The sequence below is a fragment of the Salinisphaera sp. SWV1 genome, from assembly GCF_052044155.1.
Classification (GTDB): Bacteria; Pseudomonadota; Gammaproteobacteria; order Nevskiales; family Salinisphaeraceae; genus Salinisphaera.
The window spans coordinates 44874-57362 of sequence record NZ_JBQDYE010000003.1 but is presented as its reverse complement, the minus strand read 5'-3'; the positions used below and the strand labels follow the sequence as shown (position 1 = coordinate 57362).

Here is a 12489-nt window from a genome sequence, read left to right as displayed (position 1 = left end):
CGGCGACCCGGTCAGGCGCGCTGGAAAGCGTAGATCGGGCCCAGCCCGAGCAGGCTGGTGAGTTCATCCAGGGCGGTGCGGTTTTCGTCGAGCAGGGCGGGGTCGGCGAGGTCGTCCGGGGCCAGCCGGTCGCGATAGTGGCGCTCGACCCATTCGGTCAGCTGTGTGTGGCGCGTCGCATCGAGCATGACCGCGGGCGCCATCGCCGCCCGCTCGGCCGCCGACAACACCACCCGCAGGCGCAGGCAGGCCGGGCCGCCGCCGTTGTCCATGCTCTGCTTGACGTCGTAGGCGCGGTATTCGGCGATCGGGTTGGCCTCATCCGCCACGATGCGATCCAGCTCGGCGGCCACCGCCCGGTTGCGTTGGCATTCGGCCGGCACGATCACGACCATCGCGCCGTCGGCGCGGGTCAGTAGTTGGGAATTGAACAAATAGGTCGCCACCGCATCGGCAAGCGACACGGCCTGCCGGCTGACGCGCACCGGGCAGAGCGTCGCGCCGAGTCGGCCCATCTTCTCGCGCAGTTCGGCCAGCACGCCGGCTTCATCGGCGAAGGCGGTTTCGTGGTAGAGCAGCACGGGCCCGTTGCCGACCGCGATCACGTCGTTATGGAACACGCCGGCATCAATCGCCTCGGCACTTTGCCGGGCGAATACGCACTGCCCAGCACCCAGCCCGTGCTGGCGCGCCACGGCCTGGCTGGCTTCCCACGTCTGGCGCGCCGTGAAGCGCTTCGCGCCAGGCTGAGTGGTCTCGCCGCGATCCAGCCCGTCGCGGCCATAGACGAACAGATGCACGCCGGGCGCGTCGTAGGTGGTGCACAGGCGGCTGTGGTTGGCCGCGCCTTCGTCGGCAAAGGCCGGCGTGGCGGGCAAGGCCGGGTGATGGGCGAAGTGCGAGTTGTCGGCGAAGATGGCGGCCAGTGCTGCGGCGGTGGTCGGCGCCTCGATCGCGCGATGAAAGCTGGATTGCAGATTGGCGGCGGTGAAATGCACGCGGCCATCCGGCGCATCGAACGACGGCGTAATCGTGGCCGCATTGGCGGTCCACATCGCCGCCGCCGAGGAAATCGCGCGCACAATGGCCGGATCGGCCGCCTGAGCCGCGGCCAGCATTTGCGACGGGCTGCCGGTGAAACCGAGCCGCGCCAGCATGTCGATCGCCGGGCGCGGCTGCGGCGGCAGCACACCCTGGGCAAAGCCCGCATCGTGCAGCGCTTTCATCTTGGCCAGGCCCTGCAGCGCGGCCTCGCGCGGGTTGGACACCAGCCCGCGGTGGCTGGCCGAGGCGATATTGCCGTGGGCCAGGCCGCTGTAGTTGTGGGTGGGGCCAACCAGGCCGTCGAAATTGACTTCGCGGGTCGCGTCCGGGGCGAATGTGTTCATTGCGGCGTGTCCATCAATATGGATTGAGTGCCTGCAGCGCCGTCTCGACGGCCTGTCGATCGGCGCCGCTCAGGCTCTGGAGCGGAAGCGGCAGGCTGTCTGGTGCAACGCGACCGAGCACTTCCGCAGCGGTGGCGATCACACGCAGGCTGCCGCCATGGCGCGCGTACAGTGTCCACAGCGGGGCGAGTGCCTCGGAGAGACGGCTTGCCTCGGCCGCGTTGCCGTCCAGGGCCGCGCGCGTAATCGCTTGTGCGGTGGCCGGGAACAGGCCGCCGATGACCGAATACCAGGCATCGCAGCCGCCGTTCAGACCGGCGGCGGCCGAGGCGTCGCCGCTTATTCCGAGGGTCACATCGGGCGGCAGAGCGGAGCGCAGATTCGCGATTCGAGCCCGCACCTGCTCGGCGCGGCCCGGCACGGCCGGAATCTTGATCGAGCGGACCCGCGGCAGCTCGGCGATCCGCGCGTAAAGCCGATCGCTGAACTCGAAACGCGTCGTGGTCGGGTTGTCGTAGACACACAGCGGTATCGATATCGATGCCGCGACCGTTCGGTAAAGATCGAACACCTCCGACTCGCGCAGCGGCTGATACGACATCGGCGGCAACAGCAGACCGTGCGCGCCGGCGGTCTGTGCGTCCTCGGCGCAAGCGAGTACGTCGGCGGTTCGCAGGGCGCCGATGCCGATGATCACGGGAACATCGCCGCTGTGTTCGCAGGCCAGCCGTGCGATCCGCGCGCGCTGGCTGCGCGTCAGGTAGGCATAGTTGCCGGTCGACCCCAGGGCGCCGATGGAGTCGACGCCGGCCTGCGCCAGCCGCTTGACCAAGCCGACAAAGGCGCGTTCGTCCAGTTGCTCCGCGCGCATCGGCGTCAGCGGAAAAGCGCTCAGACCGGTGAACATGCAAGCCTCCTTCGGGAATGGATGGGCGAATCTCCGCTCTGAGAGTGGCGCTCAACGCGGCGCCAAGCGCCGCCCGCGCGTGGCCGATAGCCGAGTCCTCGTGGCGGCAAGGGGGCCATATCGGCTATTGCGCGGCGATACGCGACAGGTTCACGCCGTTCGGCAGCTTCTCCGGCAGCGCGACGGTCTCGGATTCCATCGAGGCCATCGGCCAGGCGCAGTAGTCGGCGGCGTAGTAGGCGCTCGGGCGATGGTTGCCGGAGTCGCCGATGCCGCCGAAGGGCGCATCGGAGGCCGCGCCGGTGGTCTGGCGGTTCCAGTTGACGATGCCGGCACGGATGCGCAGACGGAAATCCTCCCACAGTGCCGCGTCGCCGCCGATCAGGCCGGCGGCCAGGCCATAGGCCGTGTGGTTGGCCTCGGCCACGGCGTCGTCCCAATCTTTGGTGCGGCGAATCGTCAACAGCGGGCCGAAGTGTTCGACGTCGGCGGTCTCGACGCCGGTGACATCGATCAGTCCGGGCGACAGCAGGCTGGTGCCGGGCTTGAGGATCTTCGTACGCGCCCGCACGACGGCGCCGCGCGCTTCGAGAGCGTCCTGGGTGGCCACCAGTTTCTCGGCCGCGGCCGGGGTCGCGAGCCCGCCGTAGAAGGGCGGATGGGTCTCGTCCATCGGGTCGCCCACGTGCAGATCGCCGAGTGCGGTCGTGAGGGCTTCGATCAGCGCATCGCCGGCCTGGCCCTCGGGCACGAGCAGGCGGCGCGCGCAGGTGCAGCGCTGGCCGCCGGAAATATAGGCCGACTGGATGATGGTCAGCACGGCCGCAGGAATGTCGTAGCCATCCTCGGCTACCACCAGTGGATTGTTGCCACCCAGCTCCAGCGCCAGGATCTTGTCCACCCGGCCGCCGAACTGCTTGTGCAGCGATTGGCCGGTGGCCGCCGAGCCGGTGAACAACAGGCCGTCGATGCCGTCATGCCCCGCAAGCGCCTGGCCCACGGCCTTCTCGCCCTGGACCAGATTGATCACGCCTTGCGGCAGGCCGGCGGCCTCCCAGCACTGCAGCGTGAGATCGGCGGTGGCCGGGGTGAGTTCGCTCGGTTTGAACACGACCGTATTGCCGGCCAGCAGCGCCGGCACGATGTGGCCGTTGGGCAGGTGGCCCGGGAAGTTGTAGGGCCCGAATACGGCCAGCACACCGTGCGGACGATGGCGCAGCACCGCCCGGCCGCCCGGGATCGTCTTGGCGCGTTCGCCGGTGCGTTCGTGATACGCGGTCTGCGAGATGCCGATCTTGCCGATCATGGCGCCGACTTCGGTGCGGGCCTCCCACAGCGGCTTGCCGGTTTCGCGGGCGATGGAGGCCGCCAGGTCTTCCTTGTGGGCTTCGAGCTGTCGGCCGAAGGCTTCGACGACGGCCACGCGTTCCTCGAACGGACGGCGCGCCCAGGCCGGAAAGGCGCCACGCGCGGCGGCGATGGCCGCGCCGACCTGATCGGCGTCGGCGGCGTTGGCCTGCCAGAGCGTGGCGTGCGCGATCGGGTCGGTCTTGTTCAGGGGCATGCCGTTGCCGGGCTGCCAGGCGCCGTTGATGAATAGTTGTTGTTTGGCTTGGAGTGGCATGGTGGCTCCGGTCGGGTCAGAAGATCATTCGGGTGTACGGCACGACGAGCATTCCGAGTCGGGCGTATTGTGTCGAGCCACGGGGGTGGCACGGCTTGAGTTTCGCACTGCAGTGCGAGTTCCTTCTTTTGCGTGCCCAAAAGAAGGAACCAAGAAAAGGGCACCCGACACGGCGCCGGCTTGCGCCGGTGCACGCCGATGCTCGCGGCGACGGGATGCGGCCAGAACTCGGGCCGCTTTGGCGGCCCTCAGACAGGCTGGCCGCACCGGCGCAGTGCGCCGGACACCCGTCGCCGCTGCGCGCCTGCGTCGCCGTGTAACGGGACGGAATACAGGCAAACCCACCCGAAACCGGGAGTAACGGGTTTGTATTCCGCCCTTGGGCGCAGCGCCGAGCAGTGGAGGCCGAAAGCGAAAAAGACCGCCGGATGTTTGAGTCGCGCGCAGCGCGGCGAGTTTCCGGCGGTCCGCTTTCGGCCGGAGCCGCGCAGGGGACCGATGCGAAGCATCGGCGCAAGACAGGGTGTCCTTTCCTTTGGTCACTTTCGTTTGGACAAGCAAACGAAAGTGACTCGCGCATCAGCGCGAAACCCCAGCGCGATCGAAGAGCAGCAGGTTCAAGGTTTGTTGCTTTGGCTATTGGCTGGCCGCGCATGCCCGACAATGCGATCAATCGCCCAACACACGCAACCGCGCGCCCTCATCAACGCAAAGCCGGGCCGCTTCCTCGGGATGCACGGCGATGCCGTCTTCTTCCGGCGGCCGGCCGATCCAGCCGGCCCGGAAATCCGCGCAGGCGCCGGTGGTGGCGGCCAGCGTAACCGGCGAGCCCGGCGTGCCGGCCCGGGCATCGATGCGCACCTCGACTTCGCGCGAATGCCGTACCGCACGCACGTCGTCGAGATAGGCCTCGACCGTCGGCCCGGCATCGAAGATGTCGATATAGCCCTCGAAGCGCAGCCCTTGCGCATTGAGCATCGCCAGCGCCGGTTTGGTGTGTTCGTGGACCGCGCCGATGCAGTCGCGGGCGGCTTCGGGCAGCATGGCGGTACAGATCGGGTAGCGCGGCATCAGCTCGCCGATGAACGATTTCTGGCCGAGACCGGTCAGCCGGTCGGCGTCGCGGAAATTGATCGGGAAGAAATGCTGACCGAGCGCCTGCCAGAATGGGTTGACGTCGGCATCGTCGAAGCGCCCGCGCATTTCGGCCAGAACGCGCTCCGGAAAACGCGCGCGATAGGCGGCCATGAACAACCAGCGCACGCGGGACAATAACGTGCCGTTGCGCTGGCCCTTGGTGCGCCAGGCCGGGCGCAGATAGAGCGAGCAGACCTCGGCGTCGCCGGTGTGATCGGACGACAGGAACAGCGTATCGATCACGCGGTTCAGATCGAGTTGCCTGGAGGCCTGGGCCAGCCGGCCGACACGATAGTTGTAGAACGGTGCGTCCAGTCCGACGCGGGCCTCGATCGCGCAGCAGCCGGCGATCCGGTCGGCGACCGGCGTATCGCCAAGGCTGTCGTCTTCGAGGACGAAAAAATACAGATCGGGGTCCGTGGCCAGGCTGGGATCGTCGGCCGGTTTGTCGAAGGCGGCGCGGGTTTCCGCGATGTGCCGGGCCAGAAAATCGCGATTGTCGGGCAGGGAGGTGAAGCCGGCGCCGGTTTCGATGGCGATGGCATGCAGGGCGTCGAGATCGCCGGTTTCGATCGGGCGAATCAACATGAGCCGGCCTCCGCGTCCAGCGTGGGCAGGGTGACGGCGAGCACGGCGCGCCCGGTGTCGAGGTGCAGCCGGTCGGCGCGCTCGGGCGCGAGCCGCAGCTGGCCGGTGGCGGTCAATGCGCGCGGGGCGGCGATACAGCGGAACGCCGATGTTTCCTGATTCGCCAGCAGTGCCACGCCGTGCTCGCCGCACTCCACACGGTTGTCGACCAGGATCGGATGCCAGCGGTTGCCGCGCACCGAATGCAGGCGTTCGAAGGGGGCTTCGAACAACAGGCCGCCATCGAACAGGTCGATATGGCGCGACGGCGTGAAGCCTTCGTCGCGCAGATCGACCGCCGCCGGACCATGCGCGGCATGGATCGACCCGATGGCGGCGCGCCCGGTTTCGGTCAGCAGCGGTTCGTAGAGCGGAAACGGCGGCATGACCTCGGCGATGAAGCTCTTGGAATGAATGCCGGCGATTTCGTTGATTTCGCCGAAATCGCGCACGAAGAAATGCCGGCCGACCGATTCCCAGAACGGCGAGGCGCCGTTGGCGTCGAGGTGCCCGGGCATGGCCACGGCCAGATTGACCATGAACCGCTCCGGGTGCTGGGCCACGAACAACAGCCGTGCGCGTCGCAACAGGCGCTCGCCCGGCCCGCCGCGATAGGCCGGGTCGATCGAAAAGGCGCAGAGCAGGCTGGATTCCGACAGTTCGTGCGAGAGCGACAGAATCGAGACCTCGCGGCGCACGTCGAGCTGCTGCGAGGCGTGAATCAGCGTCTCGCGACGCCAGGTGTAATAAGCCTCGCGCGCGCCGGCGCGGGCCCGGATGCTGGCCGTGCCGACCACGCGCGGCGACTCGCCGGCGTGGTCTTCCAGCACGAAGGTGTAAACCTCGCTGCCCGGCGAGGCGATCGATTCCTCGAGGGCATGGCGCGAGGCCGCGAGCCGTTCGCCCAGCCGTTCGCGATGGGCCGGAAAGTTGGTGAGCGCGGGCACGGCGTTGGCGGCCAGCGCCATCAACGCTTCGAGATCATCCGGGTGGCCGGGACGAACAATGAGCATGGCCGCCTACGAGATCGCCTCGAGCGTGCCGATGGCCCTGTCCAGCTTGGCCATGCCTTCGCGGATGTCGGCCTCGGGAATGATCAGCGAAGGCGCGAAACGCAGCACGTTCGGCCCGGCGACCAGAAGCATCAGGCCCTCCTTGATCGCGGCGGCCAGCGTCGCCCGACCCTGCTCATGATAGCGCGCGTTGAATTCGGCACCGATCAACAGTCCCTTGCCGCGAATGTCGGCGAAGCAGTCGTATTTCGCGTTGATGCGGTCGAGTTCTTCGCGAAAGATCGCCGCGCGATCCTCGACGCCGGCCAGCACGTCCGGCCGGCCGATGGTTTCGACCGCCGCCAGCGCCACCGCGCAGGCCAGCGGATTGCCGCCGTAGGTGGAGCCATGCGTGCCGACCACGAACACCTCGGCCACCTTGTCGATGGTGAGCATGGCGCCGATCGGGAAACCGCCGCCCAACGCCTTGGCGCTGGTGAGGATGTCGGGCGTCACGCCGTAACCCATGTAGGCGTACAGCTGCCCGGTACGGCCGACGCCGCACTGGACTTCGTCGAAGATCAGCAGGGCGTCGTGCTCGTCAGCCAGCTGGCGCAGCCCGGCCAGGAAATCCGGATCGCCTGGCGTCACGCCGCCTTCGCCCTGCACCGGTTCGACCATGATCGCGCAGGTGTTGTCGTCGACCAGCTCGCGCGCCGATTCCAGGTTGTTGTACTCGCCGTGGACGATGCCGCCCGGCACCGGGCCGAAGCCCTGGGTGTATTTCTCCTGGCCGCCCACCGAGACCGTGAACCAGGTTCGGCCGTGGAACGAACTGCGAAACGAAACGATCTTGTCCTTGTGTTCGCCCGTTGTGTCGTGGGCATAGCGGCGCGCCAGCTTGAGCGCGGCCTCGTTGGCCTCGCCGCCGGAGTTGGCAAAGAACACCTTGTCGGCAAAGGTGGCCTCGACCAGCGTCTTCGCCAGCCGCAACGCCGGCTCATTGGTATAGACATTGGACAGATGCCAGAGCTGCTGGCCCTGCATGGTCAGCGCCTCGACCAGCGCGGGATGGCAATGGCCGAGCCCGTTGACCGCGATGCCACCGGCGAAATCGATGTATTCATCGCCGTTCTGGTCCCACAGCCGGCTGCCTTCGCCGCGCACCGGAATAACGGCCTGCGGATTGTAGTTGGGCAGCATGTAGCGGTCGAAGTCTTCGCGGGAGGGCGTCCAGTCCATGGCTTGATGTCCGGGTGTTCGGGCCAGTGCGTAAGCGCCGTATTGTCGCGCTTTGTCGGTTCCGGGTCACGTCGGTGGTACGAGTTGTCGTATCCCGGGCGTGGTTGCGCGTCGACCGGGCTGTTTGTTTGTCACGTGTTGCGGCCGCAGTCGCCTGAAGTGCGTGCATCATGGGCACGCGGTTTGGGCGCGCAGCCAGCCGTGGCTTCGGCAGGCTGCGCGGTGGTGCGGCCGGCGTCATGCTGGGTCAGCGCTCGCCGACGATTGGCCCGTTGGGGTCGGCCCGTCGACCAGACGTTTCAGCCAGGGCACGAAGCAGGAGACGACGAGCGCGGCGACCAGGGCGGCGATGCCGAGTTTTACGAACAGATGGATATACAGTGGCAGGGATTGCACGGGATCGGTCACACCCTCGGGCACGGAGGCGATACCGGCGACCACGCCGCCCAGATACTGGGCCACGGCCGTGGCCAGGAAATAGGCCCCCATCATGAAACCGCGCAGGCGCTTGGGCACCAGGCGCGCCACCATCGCCAGCCCGAGACCGCTGATGATCAGTTCGGCCAGAGACTGCAGGCCATAGCCGGCAACCATCCACCATGCCGATACCGTGCCGTGGGCGGCATTCAGCCCGCTGGCGGCGAACACGAAGAACGCGCCGCTGGACAGGAACAGGCCGAATGCATACTTCGTCGCGATATTGAAATCGCCCCGGTTCTTGCCCATATGGTTGTAGAACCAGGCCACCAGTGGGCTGAGGATCACGATCCATATCGGGTTGAGGTCCTGGAACTGGGCGGGCAGTACCGGGATGCCCAGCAAGTGATGGGCCACGTTGCGTTTAGCGAACAGGGTCAGCGACGTGCTCATCTGCTGGTAGTAGACGAAGAACACGATGACCACCGCGAACAGAACCAGGCAGGCCGCCAGATGATTGCGTTCCTCGGGCACGCGGATCATCAGATAAGCGAACACGCCGAGCGCGGCTACGCCGAACACGGCCATTATCGCCTGCGCGAGCGCCGTGTACTGAACCACCAGCGATAGCAGGTAGGCGATGACGATCGTGCCGGCGATCACCAGCGCCAGCCGCCCGAACCTGAGCTTCTCGAAGTCTGGTGCCGAACCGTAAGGCTGGAGCTTGCGGCGCATGAATGCGTAGTTGATCAGTCCCGCCGCCAGGCCGATCGCGCTGATGCCGAAGGCCAGATGCCAGCCGTACACATGCGCCACGAGCGGTGTGATCGCGATAGAGATCATCGAGCCGATGTTGATCGACATGTAATAGGTGGTAAACGCTGAATCGAGTTTCGCCTCGTCGCCCTCGTACAGCCTAGAGAGGAGGTTGTTGGGATTGACCTTGAACAGACCGTTGCCGATGGCGATGACCCCCATCGAGATATAGAAGGTCCGGGTCGACGGGATGGCCAGCAGGATGTATCCGAGCATCAGTACGATGGCGCCGTAGGTCATGGTGCGCCGCGTGCCCAGTATCTGGTCGCCGACATAGCCGCCGATCATCGGCATGGCGTAGATCATGGCGACGAACGCGCCCCAGATCAGCTCGGCGCGCTGGTCCGCGAAACCGAGTTGCGTGGTCATGAACAGCACCATCAAGGCGCCCATGCCGTAATAGCCGAAGCGTTCCCACATCTCGATCAGGAACAATACGGCGAATGCCTGTTTCGGGCTGCCTGCGGCTGGCTTCGGCTCATTCGACTGCATGGGGTTCGGTCTCCTTTGGGCGTGAGGGATAGCGGGCTTTGGGCGCGCGATGCGTTGGGCGGGCATAGGAGTCAGCCGCATACGCGTGCCTCATCGGCCAGTGGGTCAGAAGTTGTATCGGGCGAGTACCGACGTGTTGTTGTGCCCCACGGCATGGCCGTCGACGTTTTTTGAGTCATCGAAGTCCTGCTCCACCGCGAGGATCAGGTTCTCGTTAAAGAGTAGCCAGGCCGCGCCAGCGATGTAGCTGACGTTGCGGGCGTCGCTGTTCGCGTCGTCCAGTCGATTCAATCCGCCGTACAGCTGAATCGTGCCAGGCGCCAGATGCTTGAAGTTGTACTGCGCAATGCATTCGTAGCCGCGCGCCTTTTTGGCGGGGCCGGCGCCGCTGTAGCCGGCGAACTCGCTCTTGCTAACCAGGTTGCGGTATTCGCCGGCATCCGCGCCGAAGTACCAGTTGCCGGGCTGCCAGCTCACGCCGACAAGACCGGCGTTGATGTTGGCATCGTGGGCGGTGTTGTTCCGGTAGCGCTCGATGTTGCTGTGGCTGTAGACGGCGCCGAACGTCAGGTCATCGCTGGCATGCCACTGGATGCCGCCCTGGATCGTGTTCTTTCGCCATGCGCCAAATGTCTCGTGGTCGAAGCCGGTTACCACGCGCTGACCGTCGACCGTGCCGTAATGCAGGATGCGCGTCTGATAACGCTGGTCGCGGCTGGTCTGATACAGCAGGCCGATCGACCAGTTGCCGAGGCGGTCGCGGTAGGACACCGAGCGCGCCGGCCGCCCAGTGCCATCGAAACTGCTGTCGCCTTCGCCGTTGAAACTGCCCTGGGCGGCCGTGCCGTTGATCCAGAAGTAATCGGTGAAGATACCGACCATGGAATAGAACAGCGAATATTGTTTGCCGAGCAATAGCGTGCCGTAACGGTCGTTGGTCAGTCCGACATATTGCTGGCGCTTGAAATGATGGTCGTCGCCATCCTTGAAGAAAGGGTCGAAGCCCCAGCTGCTCATGCCGACGGCAGTCCAGCCGTCTACGAGATTGTGTTCCACAATCACGCGAGCGCGGCTGCCGGCATTGTGCGGTATGTGGTCGTCGTGATCCGTGTCTTTGCCGAAACGACTGTAGGCGCTCAGCCGGCCGCTGAAGATCAGCCGGTTTTCCGGCGAGCTGTAGAGTGTGAACGCACTTGCCGACTGTGCCAGCAGTATTAAATTAAAAGTGCTAAGGAAAGTAAACTTTACGATAATCTTCATTATTGTCATATCCCCCATGTTACTCGGGGCCTCCGAGCCCGTTGCCACCGGTCTCTCGTGTGACCGGATACCGGGCTTACGGACCCGGCGATACCGAAGCCGCTGACTCGCTTTTAGGCGAATTGGGCCGGCCCGCTTCTTTCCCGTTACCATATGTTTTTGAAGACTTAGACTGCGATTTGCGTGCCTGTGTAAATCCTCCGGGGCCGAACAGCGGTGAGGTCTGCTTGCCGATCTCCAGATAGAGAGGCGGATTGACCGGCGGCGCCGTCACGGCATCGTATTTTTCACAACCAAAAAAAGTAATCGGTATACAGAAAAAAATGGCGATTGTAAGAATTTTTAGTATCTTTTTTTGCATGAAATATACCCCAAAGTCATCGTGGAATATGGATTATACAATCGGATTGAGATAGGCAATATTTTTATCTACTGCTTTAGTAGAAATAAGTGATATCTATCTGGTCATATTTGAAAAATGCATAATGCATGGATGTGGGCGTGATGCGAATCCGAGCCGCGTCGGGGCGGTTGGCTGGCTTGCTGCGTGGAGGAATGCATTGAGATCGGCGATGCCGCGGCGTCTGTAGCGATCACATACGGGCCCGCGCCGACCGTTGGTCCGGGGCAAGACAGCGTTTGTCTATTCGGGCCGCGGCAAACCCGCCCATGCGACAACAGGCCCTGGCGGGCCCGTCGATTGGCGCTGCATGGCGTCTATCGGCTTGTCTTTCCGGCGTCCTCTACAATCCAGAATAAGACCAATTGGTATTTTACTGGTATTCGATAGGGCTTATATTGGTGTGTAACCGTTGCCTGGAATACGCGCCATGGATCCTCGCCTTTCCCGAATCATGCTCGATGCCGGTATCGCGACGCCGCTGTATCACCAGCTCGCGCGGCAACTCGGCGACGCGATCGAGGCGGGCCGCTGGCAGGCGGGCGAGGCGCTGCCATCCGAGCGGGCGCTGGCCGATGTGCTCCATATTTCGCGCATCACCGCGCGCAAGGCGCTCGAACAGTTGGCGCAGCGCGGCTTGATCCGACGCACGCACGGCTCGGGCACATTCATCGCCCCGCGGTTCAACGAGCCGCTGACCCGGCTCGCCAGTTTCACGGAACTGCTGACCCAGCGCGGCTTCACGCCGAGCTCGCGCTGGTTGTCGCGGCGGATCGATTCGCCGACCAGCGAAGAAGCGTTTCGCCTGGGATTGCACAGCAACGCGCGTGTCGCGCGGCTGAAACGTCTCCGCCTGGCTGACGATGTGGTCATGGCGGTGGAGGAAAGTTGTCTGCCCGAGGCGGTTTTGCCCGAACCGGAAGCGGTCGAGACGTCGCTGTACAAGACGCTCGAGGATCTGGGCCGGCCGATCATGCGGGCGTTGCAGCACATCACGGCGGTCAACGCCGACGCCGAAACCGCGGCACTGGTGTCGGTGCCCGAAGGCGAGGCGCTGCTTGAGGTCACCCGGTCGAGCTATCTGGCCGATGGCTCGCCGGCCGAACTGAGCGTGAGCTACTGCCGTACCCATTACTACGACTTCATGGTCGAGCTGCATCGGCGCCCGGCATCCGGTTGAACGGACG

10 protein-coding genes are annotated in these 12489 nt (G+C 65.1%); 1 reads left to right on the top strand and 9 read right to left on the bottom strand.

Annotation, left to right across the window (positions count from 1 at the left end):
- Positions 1–11: 11 nt before the first annotated feature.
- From astB to ACS8YF_RS02255, 9 genes are all read right to left on the bottom strand, one after another.
- The gene (gene astB, locus ACS8YF_RS02295; protein ID WP_440848603.1) at positions 12–1388 is read right to left on the bottom strand and encodes an N-succinylarginine dihydrolase; all 1377 of its coding nucleotides are present in this window, start codon (positions 1386–1388) and stop codon (positions 12–14) included.
- 13 nt (positions 1389–1401) lie between these two features.
- The gene (locus ACS8YF_RS02290) at positions 1402–2295 is read right to left on the bottom strand and encodes a dihydrodipicolinate synthase family protein (protein ID WP_440848602.1); all 894 of its coding nucleotides are present in this window, start codon (positions 2293–2295) and stop codon (positions 1402–1404) included.
- Between the two features lie 124 nt (positions 2296–2419).
- Positions 2420–3919 (bottom strand): succinylglutamate-semialdehyde dehydrogenase, encoded by a 1500-nt coding sequence (gene astD / locus ACS8YF_RS02285; RefSeq protein WP_440848601.1) that lies wholly within the window; start codon positions 3917–3919, stop codon positions 2420–2422.
- Between the two features lie 669 nt (positions 3920–4588).
- Positions 4589–5644, bottom strand: a complete 1056-nt coding sequence (locus ACS8YF_RS02280) for an arginine N-succinyltransferase (protein ID WP_440848600.1) — start codon at positions 5642–5644, stop codon at positions 4589–4591.
- Positions 5638–6696, bottom strand: coding sequence for an arginine N-succinyltransferase (locus tag ACS8YF_RS02275; RefSeq protein WP_440848599.1), 1059 nt, complete (start codon positions 6694–6696; stop codon positions 5638–5640). Before ACS8YF_RS02275 ends, ACS8YF_RS02280 begins: the two co-directional genes overlap by 7 nt.
- 6 nt (positions 6697–6702) lie before the next feature.
- The gene (locus ACS8YF_RS02270; RefSeq protein WP_440848598.1) at positions 6703–7917 is read right to left on the bottom strand and encodes an acetylornithine/succinyldiaminopimelate transaminase; all 1215 of its coding nucleotides are present in this window, start codon (positions 7915–7917) and stop codon (positions 6703–6705) included.
- A 237-nt stretch (positions 7918–8154) separates the two neighbouring features.
- Positions 8155–9642, bottom strand: a complete 1488-nt coding sequence (locus tag ACS8YF_RS02265; protein ID WP_440848597.1) for a peptide MFS transporter — start codon at positions 9640–9642, stop codon at positions 8155–8157.
- 105 nt (positions 9643–9747) lie between these two features.
- Complete coding sequence (locus ACS8YF_RS02260; RefSeq protein ID WP_440848596.1) at positions 9748–10902, bottom strand: porin; 1155 nt, start codon at positions 10900–10902, stop codon at positions 9748–9750.
- Between the two features lie 76 nt (positions 10903–10978).
- A complete protein-coding gene (locus ACS8YF_RS02255; protein ID WP_440848595.1) occupies positions 10979–11263 on the bottom strand; it encodes a hypothetical protein in 285 nt (94 codons plus the stop codon).
- Between the two features lie 469 nt (positions 11264–11732).
- Here ACS8YF_RS02255 and ACS8YF_RS02250 point away from each other — a divergent pair, with 469 nt between their 5' ends.
- Positions 11733–12482 (top strand): GntR family transcriptional regulator, encoded by a 750-nt coding sequence (locus tag ACS8YF_RS02250; protein ID WP_440848594.1) that lies wholly within the window; start codon positions 11733–11735, stop codon positions 12480–12482.
- Positions 12483–12489 lie beyond the last annotated feature (7 nt).